Annotated in this window: 22 protein-coding genes; 10 read left to right on the top strand and 12 right to left on the bottom strand. The window is 73.4% G+C overall.

The features are described from left to right. The first annotated feature begins 71 nt into the window (after positions 1-71). On the top strand, positions 72-671 hold the full coding sequence (locus tag KLI87_RS09030; RefSeq protein WP_214616507.1) for an ABATE domain-containing protein: 600 nt from the start codon (positions 72-74) through the stop codon (positions 669-671). On the opposite strand, the gene KLI87_RS09025 is transcribed toward KLI87_RS09030, so the two are convergent. Then, on the bottom strand, positions 668-1,759 hold the full coding sequence (locus tag KLI87_RS09025; protein WP_214616506.1) for a winged helix DNA-binding domain-containing protein: 1,092 nt from the start codon (positions 1,757-1,759) through the stop codon (positions 668-670). The two genes, KLI87_RS09030 and KLI87_RS09025, sit on opposite strands and share 4 nt — an antisense overlap. Beyond that, positions 1,749-2,387 (bottom strand): TetR/AcrR family transcriptional regulator, encoded by a 639-nt coding sequence (locus KLI87_RS09020; protein ID WP_173390999.1) that lies wholly within the window; start codon positions 2,385-2,387, stop codon positions 1,749-1,751. The genes KLI87_RS09025 and KLI87_RS09020 overlap by 11 nt, the downstream gene beginning before the upstream one ends. Positions 2,388-2,523: 136 nt before the next feature. On the opposite strand from KLI87_RS09020, the gene KLI87_RS09015 reads away from it, so the two are divergent. Further along, positions 2,524-3,024 carry a MarR family winged helix-turn-helix transcriptional regulator gene (locus KLI87_RS09015; RefSeq protein ID WP_214616505.1) on the top strand — a complete coding sequence of 167 codons (501 nt, stop codon included), beginning with the start codon at positions 2,524-2,526 and terminating at the stop codon, positions 3,022-3,024. Positions 3,025-3,039: 15 nt separating this feature from the next. On the opposite strand, the gene trpS is transcribed toward KLI87_RS09015, so the two are convergent. After that, positions 3,040-4,098, bottom strand: a complete 1,059-nt coding sequence (trpS, locus tag KLI87_RS09010) for a tryptophan--tRNA ligase (protein WP_214616504.1) — start codon at positions 4,096-4,098, stop codon at positions 3,040-3,042. A gap of 226 nt (positions 4,099-4,324) precedes the next feature. On the opposite strand from trpS, the gene KLI87_RS09005 reads away from it, so the two are divergent. From KLI87_RS09005 to KLI87_RS08995, 3 genes are all read left to right on the top strand, one after another. Beyond that, positions 4,325-4,813 (top strand): MarR family winged helix-turn-helix transcriptional regulator, encoded by a 489-nt coding sequence (locus tag KLI87_RS09005; protein WP_156221476.1) that lies wholly within the window; start codon positions 4,325-4,327, stop codon positions 4,811-4,813. A gap of 75 nt (positions 4,814-4,888) precedes the next feature. Next, entirely contained in the window at positions 4,889-6,376 is a 1,488-nt protein-coding gene (locus KLI87_RS09000) for an MFS transporter (RefSeq protein ID WP_214616503.1), read from the top strand. A gap of 12 nt (positions 6,377-6,388) precedes the next feature. Then, positions 6,389-6,856 carry a TIGR03618 family F420-dependent PPOX class oxidoreductase gene (locus tag KLI87_RS08995; RefSeq protein WP_214616502.1) on the top strand — a complete coding sequence of 156 codons (468 nt, stop codon included), beginning with the start codon at positions 6,389-6,391 and terminating at the stop codon, positions 6,854-6,856. A gap of 30 nt (positions 6,857-6,886) precedes the next feature. On the opposite strand, the gene KLI87_RS08990 is transcribed toward KLI87_RS08995, so the two are convergent. Together KLI87_RS08990 and KLI87_RS08985 are read right to left on the bottom strand one after the other, a co-directional pair. Continuing rightward, entirely contained in the window at positions 6,887-7,795 is a 909-nt protein-coding gene (locus KLI87_RS08990) for a M56 family metallopeptidase (RefSeq protein ID WP_214616501.1), read from the bottom strand. Next, positions 7,792-8,175 carry a BlaI/MecI/CopY family transcriptional regulator gene (locus KLI87_RS08985; RefSeq protein ID WP_308165909.1) on the bottom strand — a complete coding sequence of 128 codons (384 nt, stop codon included), beginning with the start codon at positions 8,173-8,175 and terminating at the stop codon, positions 7,792-7,794. The genes KLI87_RS08990 and KLI87_RS08985 overlap by 4 nt, the downstream gene beginning before the upstream one ends. A gap of 92 nt (positions 8,176-8,267) precedes the next feature. On the opposite strand from KLI87_RS08985, the gene KLI87_RS08980 reads away from it, so the two are divergent. The 3 genes from KLI87_RS08980 to KLI87_RS08970 all read left to right on the top strand — a co-directional run bounded on the left by KLI87_RS08980 (position 8,268) and on the right by KLI87_RS08970 (position 11,087). Beyond that, positions 8,268-9,644: a cytochrome ubiquinol oxidase subunit I gene (locus tag KLI87_RS08980; protein ID WP_250903506.1), complete on the top strand. Its 1,377-nt coding sequence runs from the start codon at positions 8,268-8,270 to the stop codon at positions 9,642-9,644. Beyond that, on the top strand, positions 9,641-10,525 hold the full coding sequence (locus KLI87_RS08975) for a cytochrome d ubiquinol oxidase subunit II (RefSeq protein WP_214616500.1): 885 nt from the start codon (positions 9,641-9,643) through the stop codon (positions 10,523-10,525). The genes KLI87_RS08980 and KLI87_RS08975 overlap by 4 nt, the downstream gene beginning before the upstream one ends. Positions 10,526-10,598: 73 nt before the next feature. Further along, a complete protein-coding gene (locus tag KLI87_RS08970; RefSeq protein WP_214616499.1) occupies positions 10,599-11,087 on the top strand; it encodes a hypothetical protein in 489 nt (162 codons plus the stop codon). Between the two features lie 152 nt (positions 11,088-11,239). Here KLI87_RS08970 and KLI87_RS08965 read toward each other — a convergent pair whose 3' ends face one another. The 3 genes from KLI87_RS08965 to KLI87_RS08955 all read right to left on the bottom strand — a co-directional run bounded on the left by KLI87_RS08965 (position 11,240) and on the right by KLI87_RS08955 (position 13,658). After that, the gene (locus KLI87_RS08965; protein WP_214616498.1) at positions 11,240-12,154 is read right to left on the bottom strand and encodes an NAD-dependent epimerase/dehydratase family protein; all 915 of its coding nucleotides are present in this window, start codon (positions 12,152-12,154) and stop codon (positions 11,240-11,242) included. Between the two features lie 80 nt (positions 12,155-12,234). Continuing rightward, positions 12,235-13,296 carry a hypothetical protein gene (locus KLI87_RS08960; RefSeq protein WP_214616497.1) on the bottom strand — a complete coding sequence of 354 codons (1,062 nt, stop codon included), beginning with the start codon at positions 13,294-13,296 and terminating at the stop codon, positions 12,235-12,237. Continuing rightward, on the bottom strand, positions 13,293-13,658 hold the full coding sequence (locus tag KLI87_RS08955; RefSeq protein ID WP_156221462.1) for a PadR family transcriptional regulator: 366 nt from the start codon (positions 13,656-13,658) through the stop codon (positions 13,293-13,295). Before KLI87_RS08955 ends, KLI87_RS08960 begins: the two co-directional genes overlap by 4 nt. 79 nt (positions 13,659-13,737) lie before the next feature. On the opposite strand from KLI87_RS08955, the gene KLI87_RS08950 reads away from it, so the two are divergent. Together KLI87_RS08950 and KLI87_RS08945 are read left to right on the top strand one after the other, a co-directional pair. Next, on the top strand, positions 13,738-14,388 hold the full coding sequence (locus KLI87_RS08950) for a TetR family transcriptional regulator (protein WP_214616496.1): 651 nt from the start codon (positions 13,738-13,740) through the stop codon (positions 14,386-14,388). A gap of 54 nt (positions 14,389-14,442) precedes the next feature. Then, on the top strand, positions 14,443-14,970 hold the full coding sequence (locus tag KLI87_RS08945) for a DUF488 domain-containing protein (RefSeq protein WP_214616495.1): 528 nt from the start codon (positions 14,443-14,445) through the stop codon (positions 14,968-14,970). Positions 14,971-15,087: 117 nt separating this feature from the next. Here KLI87_RS08945 and KLI87_RS08940 read toward each other — a convergent pair whose 3' ends face one another. The 4 genes from KLI87_RS08940 to KLI87_RS08925 all read right to left on the bottom strand — a co-directional run bounded on the left by KLI87_RS08940 (position 15,088) and on the right by KLI87_RS08925 (position 17,359). Beyond that, positions 15,088-15,450 (bottom strand): DUF2516 family protein, encoded by a 363-nt coding sequence (locus KLI87_RS08940; protein ID WP_242891293.1) that lies wholly within the window; start codon positions 15,448-15,450, stop codon positions 15,088-15,090. 187 nt (positions 15,451-15,637) lie between these two features. Further along, complete coding sequence (locus KLI87_RS08935; protein ID WP_156221458.1) at positions 15,638-16,057, bottom strand: hypothetical protein; 420 nt, start codon at positions 16,055-16,057, stop codon at positions 15,638-15,640. A 56-nt stretch (positions 16,058-16,113) separates the two neighbouring features. Beyond that, positions 16,114-16,512, bottom strand: coding sequence for a helix-turn-helix domain-containing protein (locus KLI87_RS08930; protein WP_156221456.1), 399 nt, complete (start codon positions 16,510-16,512; stop codon positions 16,114-16,116). A gap of 67 nt (positions 16,513-16,579) precedes the next feature. Beyond that, positions 16,580-17,359, bottom strand: coding sequence for a TetR/AcrR family transcriptional regulator (locus tag KLI87_RS08925; protein ID WP_214616494.1), 780 nt, complete (start codon positions 17,357-17,359; stop codon positions 16,580-16,582). Positions 17,360-17,397 lie beyond the last annotated feature (38 nt).

Genomic DNA, 17,397 nt, shown 5'->3' with positions numbered 1-17,397 from the left:
CTCGAAAGCGAACCGGTTTAAGTGGTTCAGAAAGGTACCAGTCAAACCGGTTCACGAGTAGGGTCGGCCCCATGCCCTCCTCGCCCTCGGGTTTCCGCGCCGGTTCCGGGCGGCTGTGCCTGGACTTCATCCGCACGCTGCGCCATCGCGGCACCGGCTCCGCGGCGGAGGAGCTGCCGGATCCGATGGCGCTGGCCGCGTGGGTGAGCCGGTTCGGCCCGTGGGAGTCGGTCCCGCCGGACGCGGCGGACGGGCGCGACGCCGAGGCCCGGGAGCTGCGCGAGGCGATCCACGCGCTGATCGCCGCCGCGCGCGGGCCCGCGGGGGTCGGCCCGTCCGCCGACGCGCCCCGCGAGCTGGTCAACCGGGTCGCGGCGCTCCCGGTCCCGGCGCCGCGGCTGGACGGCTCGGGACGCCCCTCCTGGCATGCCGAGGACCCGGTGCGGGCGGCGCTCGCCCTCATCGCGCGCGACGCCGTGGACCTGGTCGGCGGGCCGGCGATCGACCGCGTCCGCGAGTGCGCCGGCGCCGACTGCCAGGCGCTGTTCCTGGACACCTCCCGCCCCGGCACCCGCCGCTGGTGCTCGATGAACACCTGCGGCAACAGGGCCAAGAAACAGGTCCTGCGCGACAGGGCGAGCACCGGCGGGCGGGGCGCCGACCCGGGCTAGAGCTCGACGGTGTGCGTGGCGGCGTCGGGGTGGGCGGCCGCCAGCAGGCGACCGGCCTCCTCGGCGAGCGCCGCCTGAGCCGGTTCCGGCACGGGCGAGAAGGGCATGAGGCGCAATGTCGCCACCCCGCGCTTGCGCTCCATCTTCCACATGCCGTGGACGAAGCCGTCCACCAGGAACGTCGCGCGGATGATCCCGTTGACCGTGAAGACCCGCTTGCGGTGCTCCTCGCTGATGACGCGCGCCCGGTCGGCGTGCGAGAGGAGCAGGTTGTCGAACTCCGGGACGAACCGCACCGGCGCCGGGGTGCCCGGGTCCGGACGCGGCGCCTCGGGCAGGTCGTACAGCACCCGGCCGCTCTCGTCCCGGAAGGCGCGGAGCTTGGGCAGCACCCGCTCGACGACCTCGCCGAGCCGCGTCAGGCCCGACCAGTGCTGGACGTCCTGGACGGACGCGGGCCCGAACGCGCCCAGGTAGCGCAGCACCATCTCGTCCAGGGACGGCTCGGGATGCGGTTCGCCGAGCCAGCTCTCCAGGGTCGTGTGGCGGGCGAGGCCCGAGGCGCCCCAGACGCCGCGCGGCGGGACCTGCACCAGCGGCAGCGAGCACCGGACCGCCCAGACCAGCAGGTCGGCGTCGAGGTCCGGCCACCGCTCGGCGAGCAGCGCCCGCAGCTCCTTGTCGGAGCGGGGGGCCTCCTCCAGCAGCGTCCGCGCGCGGGCGACGACGGGCGCGAGGTCGAATCCGCGCAGCGGCACGGCGCGCGGGCTCTTGAGGTAGTTGTCCAGCACCACCTGGGTCAGCGGCCGCAGCGCGCGGGCGTCCCGGGCGCTGACCAGGTGCAGCGTGCCGCGCATCAGGACGATCCGCGCCGCGCGCCGGTCGGTCATGAGCGCGGACAGCTCGCCGAAGTCGAAGCCCTCCAGGCGGCTCCACAGCCCGACGTAGGGCGGGTTCGGCGCCTGGGACTGCATCCCGACCAGGTGCTCGATCGCGTCGAGCGCGGGCATCGGGTGCCGGTCGAGCAGCAGTTGCCGCGCCAGCAGGGCCCGGTTGAGGGCGCGCCGGCCGAGGACGTCAGTCGTCATAGCGGCCTCGCAGCTCCTGCCAGGTGGGCGGCGGGCCGGGCAGCTCGTCGGCGCCGGTCAGGCGCAGCGCGTCCAGCATCAGGGCGAGGTAGCGGTGCTGCAACCGGTTCATCCGCGCGTCGTCGCCGATCCGGATCGTGTGCAGGTGCTCCAGCAGCACGGAGATGTCGCCCACCTCGATCTCGGGACGCAGCACGCCCGCCTCCTTCGCCCGGGTGAGCAGCCGCTGCGTGGCGAGGTGGATCTCGCGGCCCTTCGCGCTCATCGCCTCGGTGACCTCGAAGGTGCCCGCGAGCCGCATGGTGAGGGACCCGGCGCCGATGTCCAGGCAGCGGCGCATGAATCCGGCGAAGGCCGCCCACGGGTCGCCCTCGTCGGCGAGGGCGGCCTCGACCTCGGCGAGGTAGCGGTCCATGCCGTCGTCGGCGAGCCGCTGGAGCAGGTCCTCCTTGCTCTTGTAGCGGCGGTAGAGCGCGCTGATCCCGACCCCGGCGTGCTCGGCGACGGCCGAGATCGGCGCGCCGGGATCGGCGGTGAACACCGCCCGCGCCGCGTCCCGGATCAGCTCGTCGTTGCGCGCCGCCTGCGCCTTGCGCCCGCTCATGGGCGCCCGTGTGGAGGTCTCCATACCGCCAGCATACGGGAACGAATGATTCCGTTCTACTGTCGGCCCGGAAAGCGCGCCCGCTTGGAACGTGCCTACCAGCGTGACCAGGAGCGGGACGGCCCACCCGCGTCCACCGGCGTGGATTAGCATCGCCGCCATGACCGATGCCGAGTCGCTCCCCGAGCCGCTCCCCGGGACGCTGACGTTCCAGCTCGTCGTCCTGGGCGCGATCGCGACCGACCGGTTCGCCGACGCGCTCGCGCCCCTGCGCCTGAAGCCCAAGCACGCCGGGCTGCTGGCGGTGGTCAGCCGCGGCCTCGCCGCGTCCCAGCTGGAGGTCGCGACGACGATGGGCGTCGTGCCGAGCCTCGTGGTGTCGCTGGCCGACCACCTGGTCGGGCTCGGCGCGATCGAGCGCGTCCGCGACCCGGCGGACCGGCGGCGGCAGGTGCTCACGCTCACCGGCGAGGGGCGGCGGCTGCTGGAGGAGTGCGCCGCCGCCGCCCGCTCGGTGGACGACCAGCTCGCCGCCTCCCTCCCCGCGCGCGAGCGGGGCGACCTGGCGCGGTCGCTGGGCGCGCTCGCCGCCCCGGCCGCCCCGGGGGGTGCGGGGGGCCGCCCCGCCGCGAGGAATCGGTCCGGGGTTCCCACCCGCTGAGCCCGGTGCGCGCCCTCAGGTCGCCATGGCGGCCCTGACCTCGGTCAACGTGCGCTCGGCGAGCGCGTTCGCGCGGGCGTCGCCCTCGGCCAGGACGTCGCGCAGGTACGCCCGGTCGGCGGCCAGCTCGGCGCGGCGGGCGCGCAGCGGGCGCAGGAACTCGTTCACCGCCTCGGTCGCCGTCCGCTTGAGCGCGGCGGCGCCGCCGGAGCCGATCTCCTCCGCGACCTCGTGCGGGTCGCGCCCCTGGCACAGCGCGGCGAGCAGCACGAGGTTCGACACCTCGGGACGGGCGCCCGGGTCGTAGGCGATGTGCCGCTCCTCGTCGGTCACCGCGCGCCTGATCAGCCTGGCCGTCTCGTCCTCGGTGGCCGACAGCGCGATCGCGTTGCCGCGGCTCTTGCTCATCTTCCGCCCGTCCGTGCCGAGCAGCAGCGGCGTCTCCGACAGCAGGGCGTCGGGCACCGGGAACACCGGCGCGTACCGCTCGTTGAAGCGGCGCGCGATCGTCCGGGTGATCTCCTGGTGCGGGAGCTGGTCGCGGCCCACCGGCACGAGGTTGGCCTTGCAGAACAGGATGTCGGCGGCCTGGTGGACGGGGTAGGTGAACATCAGCCCGCTGACCGCCGCCTGGCGGGAGCCGGCGATCTCGTCCTTCACCGTCGGGTTGCGGCTCAGCTCGGAGATCGACACCAGCGACAGGAACGGCAGCATGAGCTGGTTCAGCGCGGGCGCGGCGCTGTGCCGGAAGATCGTCGCGGTGGACGGGTCGACGCCGGCGGCCAGGTAGTCGGCGACCAGCCCCTCGACGTGCCCGGCGAGGTTCTCGACGATGTCCCGGTCGGTGAGCACCTGGTAGTCGGCGACGAGGACGAACAGCTCGACGCCCGCCCGCTGGAGCCGGACGCGGTTGGCGAGCGTCCCGAAGTAGTGCCCGAGGTGCAGCGCGCCGGTCGGCCGGTCGCCGGTCATGATCCGGAACGCCGCGGGGTCGGCGGCGACGCGTTCCTCCAGCTCCAGGCGCCGTGACTCGGCGTCGGCGGGCTGCTCCGGGGCGGTGCCGGTGGTCTGCATGGGGGTTCTCTCCTCCTGTCGGGGGGCGTCCGCCCGGCCGGCCCGCCGTGTCGCGGAGAAGAGAGAGGGCCGTCCAGCGGACGGCCCGGGGCGTGCGTGGGTGTCGGCCGTCCTAGGACGGCCACCAGCCCAGACACGTGGTGCGGTTCACGCCGTCAACCATAGCCCATCAAATGGAGCTGCTCATAGATAATCTGGAACGGAACCAAATGGGTATCCTGGCGGTATGACAGCCCTCGCCCCCGCGAACACCGAACCGGACCTGTCGTTCTTTCTCGACCACACCACGCACGTGCTGAAGACGCAGATGACCGCCGCGCTGGCCGAGGTCGGGCTGACGCCGCGCATGCACTGCGTCCTCGTGCACGCGCTGGAGGAGGAGCGCACCCAGATCCAGCTCGCCGAGATCGGCGACATGGACAAGACCACGATGGTCGTGACGGTGGACGCGCTGGAGAAGGCCGGGCTCGCCGAGCGCCGACCGTCCTCCACCGACCGGCGGGCCCGCATCATCGCGGTCACCGAGGAGGGCGAGCGCGCCGCCGCCCGGGGCCAGAAGGTCGTCGACCGCGTCCACGGCGCCACCCTCGACGCGCTGCCGGACGCCGACCGCGCCGCCTTCATGCGGGCGCTGCGCGTCCTGGCCGAGGGCCACCTGAGCACGCCGGTCGAGAACCCGCAGCCGGTGCGGCGCGCCCGCCAGCGCGCGAAGTAGGCCGACCAGAGATCTACAACAAAATAAGACCGTCAAGGATCGTCTGTTACAGAACTATCTGCTACGGTCTCTCCCATGTCCTCCAGACACGGGTCCACCGACCGCGGGCAGACCGCGGCCTCCCCCTCCTTCCTGCGCTCGCGCTGGGCGGCGCTCGGCGTGCTGTCCGCGACCATGCTCATGACGATCCTGGACGGCAGCATCGTGACCGTCGCGATGCCCGCCATCCAGCGCGACCTCGGCTTCTCCCCCGGCGGGCTGAGCTGGGTCGTCAACGCCTACCTGATCCCGCTCGGCGGCCTGCTCCTGCTCGCCGGGCGGCTCGGCGACCTCCTCGGCCGCCGGACGCTGTTCCTCGCGGGCAACACGCTGTTCACCGCCGCCTCCGTGCTCGCGGGCGCGGCGAACGGCCCCGGCCTGCTGGTCGCCGCCCGGTTCCTCCAGGGCGTCGGCAGCGCGCTCGCCTCGGCCGTCGTGCTCGGCATCCTCGTGACGCTGTTCACCGACCCCCGCGAGCGGACCCGCGCCATCGGGATCTTCAGCTTCACCGGCGCGGCGGGCGCCTCCATCGGCCAGGTCCTCGGCGGCGTGCTGACCGACGCGCTGAGCTGGCACTGGATCTTCCTCATCAACCTGCCGATCGGCGTCGCGACGGTCCTGCTGGCGCTCCCGGCGCTGCCCCGCGACCGCGGCGCGGGCCTGTCCGCCGGGGCGGACGCGGCGGGCGCGCTGCTCGTCACCTCCGGCCTCATGCTCGGCATCTACACGGTCGTCAAGGTCGAGCGGTACGGATGGCTGTCGGCCCACACGCTCGGCCTCGGCGCGGTGTCGCTCGTTCTGCTCGCCGGGTTCGCCGCCCGCCAGGCCACCGCCGCGAACCCGCTGATGCCGCCGCGCTTCCTGCGCTCGCGCACGGTGTCGGTCGCCTACGCCGTCCAGTTGCTGACCTTGTCGGCGATGTTCTCCTTCCAGGTCGTCGTCGCGCTCTACATGCAGAAGGTGCTCGGCTACGGCGCGCTCGACACCGGCCTCGCGATGCTCCCGGCGGCCGTCGCCATCGGCGCGGTGTCGCTGCTGGCCTCGCCCCGGCTGGTCGGACGGTTCGGCGAGCGCGCGGTCCTCGTCGCCGGGCTGGCACTGCTGGCCGCCGCGATGATCTGGCTGACGGCCGTCCCGGTGGACGCCGACTACGTCACCGATCTGCTGCCGGTGTTCGTGCTGGTCGCGGGCGCGGGGCTGGTGATCCCGGCGCTGACCGGGCTCGGGATGTCCAGCGCCGGGCCGCAGGACGCGGGGCTCGCCTCGGGGATGCTCACCACCGTCCAGCAGGTCGGGATGGCGTTCGGCGTCGCGGTCCTGACGACGCTCGCCGCCGCCCGCACCGAGCGCCTGCGCGCGGACGGGCGTCCCGAGCCCGCCGCCCTCACCTCCGGCTACCACCTGGCCTTCGCCGTCTCCGCCGGCCTCCTCGTGGTCGCGCTCGCCCTCACCCTGTTCGCCCTGCGGCGGCGGCCGGCGCCGGCGCCGCGGGAGAGCGAGACCCCGACGTCCGTCACCATCTGAAAGAGAAGGATCATGACCGAATACGGCCCCGGACAGGGACCAGGCCCGAAGCCCGTCAGCGCGGACGACCTCGCCCGCGTGCTCGGCGAGCAGACGTTCGCCGTGCTCGCCACGAACCGCGCGAACGGCCACCCGCACCTGTCGACCGTCGTCTACACGTGGGACCCTGCCGAGCGCGTCGTCCGGATCTCGACGACGGCCGACCGCGTCAAGGTGCGGCAGCTCCGCAAGGACCCCCGGGCCGCGCTGCACGCCTCCACCCCGGACCACCTGGCGTTCGCGGTCGCCGAGGGCACGGCCGAGCTGTCGGAGGTATCAGCGGAGCCCGGCGACGCGGCCGGGCGGGAACTCCTGGCCATGACACCGGGCTTCGACGACCCGGACGACGAACGCCTCTTCCTGGAGCAGATGGTCGAGGACCGGCGTCTCGTCATCCGCCTGCACGTGAACCGCCTCTACGGCACGGCCCTCGCCGACTGAACCCGGCTGCTGATCCCGGATGGGCGGGCCTCAGTGCGGCAGGATGATCAGCAGCAGCGGGAGGCCCGCGACGACGGGCACGGCGACGGTGGCGGCGAAGCGGGTCCGCCTCGGCAGCGGCTGCGGCTCCAGCAGCCGCCTGACCCGCGCCATCACCGGGATGTCGTCGGCGGACGCGACGCCCAGCGTCCCCGACGGCGCCGCCGCCGGGCGCGCCGCCGCGAACCGCAGCAGCGCGGTGGCCAACTCGCGCGGCGGCCGCCCCGACCGGGCCCGGTCGTCGGCGGCCATCTCGATCAGCAGCTCCACGGCGTCCAGACATCGCCCGACCAGCCGGAACTGCGGGAACACCTGGCGCAGCGAGGCGAAGGGCAGCAGCACCAGATCGTGCCGCTCCCGCGCGTGCGCGCGCTCGTGCGCGAGCACGGCGGCCAGCTCCGCCTCGTCGAGCAGCTCCATCGTCCCGGCGCTCACCACGACCTTGGACGACCGCACCCCCGGCACGCAGTACGCGGCGGCGCCGGGGTGGTCCAGGACGAGCGTCCCCGGGACGGTGGAGTCCGACCGCGAGACCAGCGCCAGCAGCGCCCGGTGCCGCCGCCGCGCGCGCACGACCCGCACCACCGCGTACATCAGCATCGCCAGCAGCACGCCGGTGAGGCTGACGGCCGCGAGCAGGGCGGCCATGTGCGGCGCGTCCAGCCGGGCGGCCTGGTCGTCGAGCAGTCCGGGCACGCTGCCCGCGACCCCCCGGCCGTAGGGCAGCAGCGCGACTCCGAGGAGCGCGCCGATCGTGGCGACCCCCCAGCACAGCCCGAGGGCCTGCCAGAGGGCGATCCCGGTGCGCGGCGTCCGCCACGTCCAGCGGGCCCCGGACAGCAGGTGCGCCCCGCCGACGGTCCCGAGCGAGATCAGTGCGAGCAGGGCGGTGCCGGTCATACCGGATGTTCCTTGCCTGTGAGCCCGGCGAGGGCCTCGCGGATGACGTCGATCTCGTCGCTCGACACCGAGCGGACGAAGTGGGCCAGCGCCGCGTCGCGGTCGCCGGTCTCGTTCAGCGCGCCGAGCATCAGCTCGGTCACATACCCCTCGCGGCTGGCGACGGGTTGATAGCGCCAGGCCCGGCCGTCGCGCTCCCGTTCCAGGAAGCCCTTCTTGGCGAGCCGGTCGAGCACGGTCATGACCGTGGTGTGCGCGAGGTCCCGGTCACCGGCGAGCGCACGGCTCACATCGCGGGCCGTGGCCGCCTGGACACCGGCGTCCTCCCGCGCCCACAGAACCTCCATGACCGTGCGTTCAAGCTCTCCGAGACCCTTCACGCAAGCCAGGGTAACCGATTGAGAGGCATGTCACCACGGCAGGTAGTACTACCAGCTTTAGTACTACAGCTCGTAGTACTACGTTTGGTCGTATGAGCACCGTCGCGCTCCTCACCGACGCGGTCGCCCCCCACGCGGGTGCCGCGTCCCCGGCCGACTACATGGCCGCCCGCCAGCAGATGGCCTTCACACTGGGCTTCCACATCGTGCTGGCCTCCATCGGGATCGGACTCCCCGCGATCACCCTGCTCGCCGAGTGGCGCTCGCTGCGCACGGGCGACGCCGTCTACGCCGAACTCGCGCGCCGCTGGATGAAGGCGGCGGGCGTGCTGTTCGCGGTCGGCGCGGTGTCAGGGACGGTCCTGTCGTTCGAGATGGGCACCCTCTGGCCCGGCTTCATGGACAAGTACGGGCAGGTCTTCGGCACCTCGTTCGCGCTGGAGGGCATCGCCTTCTTCATCGAGGCGATCTTCATGGGCGTCTACCTCTACGGCTGGGACCGGCTGTCCCCGCGCGCCCACTTCCTCACCGGCGTCCCCGTCGTGATCGCCGGGCTGCTGTCGGCGGCGTTCGTCCTCACCGTGAACTCCTGGATGAACCAGCCGCGCGGGTTCAAGCTCGTCGACGGCGAGGTCACCGACGTGGACCCGCTCGCCGCGATGTTCAACCCGGCGACGCCCGTCCAGGCCGTGCACCTGATCCTGGCCTCGCTCATGGTCTGCGGGTTCATCGTCGCCTCGGTCTACGCGGTCGGCCTCCTGCGCGACCGCAAGGCCGGACGCGACGACCGCTACAACCGGATCGGGTTCGCCATCCCGTTCTCGCTCGGCGCGGTCTGCGCCCCGCTCCAGGTGATCGTGGGCGACTGGGCGGTCCGGTTCGTCGCCGACAACCAGCGCGCCAAGTTCGCCGCCATGGAGGGCGTCGAGCACACCCAGGCCGGGCAGCCGTTCCGGTTCGCGGTCTTCGAGGTCCCGAACGCCCTCTCGCTGATGTTGAGGTTCGACGCGCACGCGACCCTGCGCGGCATGGACTCGATCCCGGTGGACGACCGCCCGCCCGCCGAGGTCGTCCAGACCTCCTTCGAGATCATGATCACGATCGGCGTCCTGCTGCTGGCCCTCGCGACCTGGTGGGGTTTCGCCTGGTGGCGCCGCCGCCACTCGCCCGGCCTGCCCTGGCGCCCCTGGTTCCTGCGCGTCGCCGCGACGGCGGGCGTGCTGGCCGCCGTCGCCATGGAGGCCGGATGGACGACCACGGAGGTCGGGCGGCAGCCCTGGATCGTCTACGGCGTGATGCGCACCGAGGAGGCGATCAACCCCAACCCGGGCCTGCGCTACGGGCTCTACATCGTCCTCGTGGTCTACGCCGTCCTCACCGCCGCGACGATCAGCGTCCTGCGCCGCATGCGCCACACGCCCCCCGTCGCCGCCCCGTCCGACGAACCGGAACTGGAGCCCGCACCGTGACCGACGCCGCGATCGCCCTCATCCTCGCCGGGCTCTCCGCCTACCTGCTGTTCGGCGGCGCGGACTTCGGCGCCGGGCTCTGGCACCTGGTGTCCCGCCGCCGCGCCGACAAGGACGTCATCGAGCACGCCATGGGCCCGCTCTGGGAGGCCAACCACGTCTGGCTGATCTTCGTGATGGTCATGACCTGGACCGCGTTCCCGCCCGTCTTCGCGGACGTCATGTCCGCGCACTGGGTGCCGCTGTCGCTCGCCGCGCTCGGCATCGTCGCCCGGGGCAGCACGTTCGTGTTCAGCAAGGCCGACCCCGACCAGCGCTGGTACCCGTGGCTGTTCGGCGTCTCCTCCGTCCTGACCCCGTACTGCCTGGGCTCGGTCGCGGCGGTCGTCGCCACGGGCGGCTCGTCCTGGCTGAGCCCCACCGGGCTGTACGGCGGCGTCCTCACCACCGCCCTGTGCGCCTACCTCGCCGCCGTCTACCTGATCTGGGACGCCCGGCGCCTCGGCGACAACGACGCCTCGCTGCGCTTCCGCGGCTACGCCCTGCTCTCCGGCGCCGCCGTCGGCCTGTTCGCCCTGCCCGGCGCCGCCGCGCTGGGCGTCCGGTCCCCGATGATCTGGCTGTCGGCCCTCGCGGGGACGGTGTCGCTCGTCCTGCTGCTGCGCCGCGCGTACCTGTCCGTCCGCGTGACGGGCGGGCTGGCCGTCGTGACCGTGCTGTGGGGCGCGGCCGAGATGTCCGGCCTGGACCTGGACGGCGCCGCCGCGCAGGACGCCGTCCTGCGCGCCGTCTTCATCGCGCTGGGCGTGGGCGCGCTGATCCTCGTCCCGTCCATGACGTGGCTGTACGTGCTGTTCCAGCGGCAGCCCCGCTCCCCCTGAGCCGGCGGTGTGCCGGGACCACGGTCGGCAGCCAAGCCCCGGCACACCGCTCCCCCGCCTACCATGGCCCGGCATGGCGGACCTGTACGAAATGCTGCTCGTCGCGGAGCTTCCCGCGGACCTCCCCGAAGCGGAGCTGGCCGAACTGCGCTGGCACCTCGGACTCGGCCCGGAGCCGGACCGGTTCGCCATCGTCACCGACGGCCTTCCCGTCGTCACGGCCGACGACGAGGGCGAGCCCCTCCCCGAGGCGCTCTGGACGGTGGAGCACCTCCCCCTGCTGGCGGGACGCGGCGCGGCCGACCCCCGGATCGGCGGGGCGCTGTTCTCCGGACTCGTCCGCCGCGAGGGGCCGCGGGACGCGAACTGGGCGCTGACCTCGCGCCAGGTCCTTCACCCCGACGATCGGGACCAGTTCGCCCAGCTGCTCGGCTGGCTGCGGCGGCGCGCGGTCGGGCACCGGGGCGCGCCGCCGTGCCTGACCTGCCACCTGCGCCACCACGAGGACGGCCCGGCCCTGAAGCCGGTCGCCCTGGACGGCGCGGAACCGCTCATGTACTAGGCCGCATCCGGCCAAGCCCGCGCGAACCCTGATCCGAGCGGCCCCGCCCGGCGAATACCGGGCGTTCAACACGCCGGCGGTTGGGCCGCCGGGCCCGTCTCCGTCTCCACCCCGCGGGAGAGCCGGGGGGACGGGCCCGGCGCGTAAGCCTTTCAGGCGCCGCGGACGAGCTCGCGCCGGATCCAGTCGGTGACGGACGCGTGCTCGGGCCGCCAGTCCAGATCGGCGCGGGCGGCGGCGTCGCGGACGCGGCTGTTGGAGCCGAGCGCGTAGACGGCCGGTTCGTAGCCCCAGGCGGCGATAGCGGAGTCGATGTCCCAGGGCCGGGCGGGCTCCTGGCCGAGAGCGCCCGCGATGGCGTCCGTGATCGCCTTGAAGGACGCCTCGCCGCTCTCGACGAAGTAGAACGAACCGGCGGGGGCTCCCTCCAGCGCCCGCACATAGAGCTCCACGACGTCATCGACATGGACGGTCGACCAGATGTTGGCCCCGGGACCGATGTGCCGGGCGACACCGGTGCTCTCGGCCTGCCGCACGAGCAGCGGGATCTGGACGCTGTCCCGCGCGACCCCGCGTCCGTGCCCGTAGATCAGCGTGTTGCACAGCACCACCGACCGCACGCCGTGGTCGGCGGCGCCCAGCACCCGGCGGTCGATGGCCACCCGGGCGGCCTTGTCCGGCGACGGCCGCCAGCCGGGGGCCAGCACCTCCTCCTCGGTCCAGACCCGGTCGGACGCCTCGCCCCGCGCGTCGTCCCCGACGATGCTGGACCCGCTGGTGTGCAGCAGCGGCTTGCCGGAGCCCTGGAGCGCCTCGACGAACGCCTCGACCGCCCCGGCGTGGTCGCTGTCGGCCGCGTTGACCACCGCGTCGGCCTCGGACGCGGCGCGCGCGAGCACGTCGCCGTCGTCGAGCGTCCCCGCGACCGGCTCGATCCCGATCCGGCGGAGCGCGTCCGCCCCTGCCGCCGAGCGGGCCAGCCCGGTGACCGTGTGCCCCCCGGCGACGAGCCGGACGCCGATGGAGCCCCCGATGTAGCCGGTCGCGCCGGTCAGGAAAATGCGCATCAGACCTCATTTGTGTGCACTTACACTATCTGCATATGCATATATCTTGTGCACCACGCGCCCCACCTGTCAAGCCGCGATCAGGCCGGGGGCCTCCCGTGTCGCCGTGCTCGCGCCCTGGAGGGAAGCTCCACGCCCCGGACGCACAGCATCGCCAGGGCGAAGCCGATCGCCCCCTCCGCCACCAGCCGGAAGACCGCCTCGGACTCGCCGAACAGCCGATCCGGAACGAGGTCCACGCGGACGAGCAGCGGCGCCACGGCGACCGCGAGGAGCGCCCAGGCCCGGCGCCCCTGGGCGGTGCGCGCCAGCCCCGCCGTGACCAGGACGGCGGCGAGCAGCACGACGGAGTTCTGGAGCAGGTCCCAGGTCCACGAGTAGGTGATCAGGCGGTCGACGTCCATGGAGACCATCTCCTCGAAGTCGAGGTCGCCTCGGAGCAGGAGGCTGAACAGCGGGGTCGTGGAGAACGCGACGAGGGCGGCGGCGACGGCGCCCGCGCCGAGGACGTGGCGGCGTCCCAGGAGGCGCGCTCCATGCGCGGGCCCCGGGGAGAGGAGGAGCGAGGCGGTGGCCAGCACGGCGAGCGCCAGCGGGGGGCCCGCCAGCGACGTCCCGAGCCACGCCCACGGACGGTCGTAGGCGGACGCCCCGTACAGGGCGAACGCGATCTGCGCGGCGGTGACCGCGCAGGCGCCGATCGTGGCCGCGCGCCGCCGTCCACGCCAGAGGAGCAGTGCGATGACGACCCAGGCGAGCCAGTAGGGAGCCGTGCCGAAGTGGAGGGCGACCGTCCGGGGCAGGGAGCCGCCCGTGTCCGGCGGCTCCGGAAGGACGGTGACCCAGTAGGGCACGTTGACCGCGAACCGGAGCCCGTCGGCCAGCAGCAGGCACACCGCCAGGAACCCGGTGATGGAGAACGCCCCCGGCCACGGCGACCCGCCCTCGCCCGCGGCCAGATGGCGCAGGCGGATCCGGAGGGCGCCGTAGAGCAGGTCGGCGGCGTCGGCGGCGGAGGGACGCCGCTGACCGGGCCTCGCGGCGGACAGCAGGACGTCCAGCATCTCCTCCCCGTGCTCCGCGCGGTGATCGGCCGGATAGCAGGCGAGCAGGCGCCGGTAGCGGCTCTCCAGGGCGCTCAACGCGGCCCCCCGTCGAACGCGGGGGCGCCGCCGCCGCGCAGGCGCGGGAGGGCGGCGAGGCGGCGGGCGGCGACCTCCGTGCGGCGGCGCAGGGCCTCGACCTCGGCGGCGAGCGCGGCGGCGCCCTCGTCGGTGAGCCGGTAGTAGCGGCGCAGCCGGCCGTCCACGACCTCTTCCCGGTCGGGGGCGACCAGCCCTTCGGACCGGAGCCGGTCGAGGGCGGCGTAGAGGGTGCCGGCGCGGAGCCTGGTGCGGCCCGCGGAGATCCGCTCGACGTCGGCGATGATCCCGTAGCCGTGCTGGGCGGCGTCCGCGAGCGCGGTCAGGATCAGGAACGTCGGTTCCTGCATCATCTTGCTCATGCGATCTTTATATATCGATCATCTGACTGTAGCAAGTATGCAGTGATTGCAACTTTGCACTCATGGTAATCTTCGCCGCATGGACGAGCGGCCGGCCCCGCGACGCGAGCCCGGAACCGGCCCCGAGCAGGGGCTCAGGGAGCTGAAGAAGCAGCGCACCCGCCGCGCCATCGCCGCCGCCGCGCTCCGCCTGTTCGCCGAGCGCGGCTACGAGGAGACCACGATCGCCGACATCGCCGCCGCGGCCGAGGTGTCCCCGCGCACGTTCTTCGGCTACTTCCCGAGCAAGGAGGACGTGGTATTCGCCGAGGTCGACGACCGGCTCGCGGAGGTCGCCGAGCGCCTGCGCGGGACGCCGGGCGAATCGCCCCTGGAGACGATCCGGCGCGGCGTCGTGGACGTCCTGGAGGCGATCGTCGGCGAGCACGGCGAATACGGATCGGTCCGGACAGGGCTCGTCCTGGAGCACCCCGGGTTGCAGGCGCGCGCGCTGCGACGCCTGACCGCCGCCCAGGAGGCCGTCGAGAACCTGCTGCGCGAGCTGTGCCCCGGCATGGACGAGATCGACGCGGTCGCCTCGGCGGGCGTCGCGGTCGGCGGGATGCGGGCGGTCATCGTCCACTGCCGGCGCCACGGCCACGACCCGGCCTCCATGCGGACGGCGCTCGACCGGGCGACCCGCGTCGTGGAGAACGGCCTAGCCTCGGTGGAGACCCTCGTCCGCCCGTGAACCCGATCGGGATACACGACACAGGATGTCGTGTTTCGTTGCGAGGCTGGTCGCATGACCAGCAAAGACACCGGCCACCGAACCGGGGGTGAGGCGATGCGCACGATGGTGACGATCGGCGTCTACGGCTTCGACGGCGAGTCCTTCCTGCGGCGGCTGCGGGAGGCGGACGTCCGCCTGCTGCTCGACGTCCGCCAGCGCCGCGGCGTCCGCGGCCCCGAGTACGCCTGGGCGAACTCGCGCCGGCTCCAGGCCGCCCTCGCCCAGGCCCGGATCGCCTACGAGCACCGCCCCGAACTCGCCCCGACCACCGAGCTGCGCCGGCTCCAGTACGCCGAGGACGACCGCCGCGGGGTCGGCAGGCGCTCGCGCCGCGCGCTGGCGGCCGACTACACCCGCCGCTACACCGCCGAGATCCTCGACGCCGCCGACCTCGGGCCGGTCCTGTCGGCGCGGCCGGACGGCGGGAGGGCCGCGCTGTTCTGCGTCGAGCGCGACCCCGAGGCGTGCCACCGCTCGCTGATCGCCCGGCGGCTGGCCGAGCGGCACGGCGTCACGATCGAGGACCTGCGCCCGCTGTGAAGCCGCGCGCCGGGCTCGCGGCCGGTCGGAGATCCCGACGCGCGGGCGCCGGGACGGCGGCCTCCCGTTCGCGCGGGTCCTGGTCGTCCGGTTCGAGCCGGGTGGTGCGCCTCGTGGTCACCAGGGGCCGTAGGGGCCCATGTTGCCGCCGCGCCCGCCGTTCTTCTTCTTGTACGGGGCGACCGCCGGACGGACGTCCGCCAGGTACACCGCCGCCGCGATGAACGCCGCCACCGGCAGGATGCCGAGCAGCAGCCCCACCGGCCTGATGCCGAGCGCGAGCGGCGCGACCGCGTGCGCGATGCCGAGCACCGCCGCGACGATCAAGATGATCAGCCACAGCTTCTTGCTGAGCTTGCCGGCCGCCGCGTACGCGCCCTCCGGCACGGTCAGCGCGTCCAGCAGCGCCCACCCCTCCATCACGAACGCGATGATCAGGAGAAGCCAGAAGAAGTAGTCCAGCACATTGAAGTCCGCCACCGGGGATCAGCGCTCCTGCCTGTCTCGGACGGCGACTCCACGTCGCACCCATGGGATCACCGTCCCAACCCTACGGGCCTTGTCCACCCTCGGACGGGGAGGCGCCGCGAGGCGCGTGGAATGCCGCGGCCACCTGGAAAGACGACGGGGCCCGGCCGGGTGTTCCCGGCCGGGCCGCCCGCCATGATCAGGCGCCGCGCGACGACCCGCCATCGGTGATCTCGGCGGCCTCGCCGTGCACGACCTTCCTGCCGCGCTCGGCGAGCCCGTCGATGAACTCGACCGTCCGGGTGCCGACGTGCGTCACGTAGGCGATGGCCGCGCCGGGCAGTTCCTTGGTGTCGACCCGGTCCTGCACCTTGGTGACCTCGACGCGGTAGCGGCCCACGGCCTCGCGGACCTGCTCGCGGTACCGGCCGACCGTCCCGCGGACGTCGCCCTGGTAGCGCGTCGCGGCCTCGCGCGCGCGGTCCTGGTAGCGGTCGAGGTTCTCGCGCGCCCGCGTCATCTGCTCCGGGACCTCGCGAAGCTTCTCCACCGCGAGATCGCCGGCGCCGGCCACGGTGTGGACCGCCTTGTTCTCTCGGAGGCTGCTGGCCAGCGTCATCTGACCCCGTCCTTTCCGCTCGTCTGTCTGCTTCGGGTGCCGCGCGGGGCGGCTCGTCATGGCGCGCGGGTCGTGTGCTCGTCGCCGAGCGCGGCCTCGTCCTCCTTGAGCGCGGCCTCGTTCTCCTTGAGGAACGAGGCGTAGATGTCGAGGAGCACCTGCTTCTGACGCTCGCTCAGAAGGGCATCGGCCCGCACGGCGGCCATCACATCGGTGTCGGCCTCGCGGTCCTCAAGGATTCCGGCCTGCACGTACAGCGCCTCGGCGGAGATCCGCAGCCCCTTGGCGATCTGTTGCAGTATCTCGGCGCTCGGCTTGCGCAGCCCGCGCTCGACCTGGCTCAGATACGGGTTGGAGATGCCGGAGGAATCCGCGAGCTGCCGCAGCGAGATCTTCGCCCGGGTGCGCTGCTCGCGGATGTACTCCCCGAGGGAGCCGACCTTGGAACCTGCCATGGCTCCACCATGCGCCAGCATGCTTGCAATTGCAAGCGCTCTAGCTAGCACTCACCGGTGATACCCCTCACAACGGCCCTTCGCGTGATCGACCCGGCGCAGCCGGCTCCGCGGCACGTTTCGCCGCGACCAGCACGCCGATCCCGTCCAGGATCCGGCCGAGCCCGAAGGCCACGTCGTCGTCGACGACGTCGTCGGTGTAGTCGTCGCCCTCCATCATGGACGCCAGGACCGAGTGGCCGCGTTCGCGCAGCCGGGGCAGGAGGAACGCGGCCACGGTGTCCGACCGCGTCGGAGCCGCGGTGCTGTACCGCAGGTCGCGGCGCATGCCGCCGATCTGCCGCGCATAGCCGTCCAGCACGAACGCGCACCCCAGAGCCTCGGCGGGGGTCAGCCCGGCGCCGGTCAGCACCTTCAGGATCGCCTCCGTCCAGTCCAGCAGGTTCGGCGTCACCGGGGCCCCGCGGACGGGGAGATCGCACAGCCAGGGGTGGACCTCGCACCGGTCGATCATCGCCCGCGTCCACCCGCTCGCCGCGTCGCGCCAGTCCCCCGTCCCGGACGCCAGGTCCGGCGCCGTGCCCCAGGCGGCCTCGGCGACCAGGACCAGCAGCTCGTCCCGGGACCTCACATACCGGTAGATCGCGTTGGCGGTCAGCCCGAGCCGCCGGGCGATCCTGGGCATCGACAGGGCCTCGAATCCGTCCGCGTCGGCCAGTTCGAGGGCCGCGGCGACGATCCGCTCGACGCTCTGCGACGGCTTGCGCCCGAGCTTGGTCGTCTTGGCGGGGAGGCCCCACGCCAAGGCCAGCCCCGGCGGCAGCCCGGGGTCCTCCGCGATCGGCATCCGGCGGCCTCCTCCGCTCGACCGGGGATCCCTGTCAC

The sequence above is a fragment of the Actinomadura sp. NEAU-AAG7 genome (assembly GCF_018603865.1).
GTDB classification, from domain to species: Bacteria; Actinomycetota; Actinomycetes; order Streptosporangiales; family Streptosporangiaceae; genus Spirillospora; species Spirillospora litoris.
This window is presented reverse-complemented; position numbering and strand designations above follow the sequence as displayed.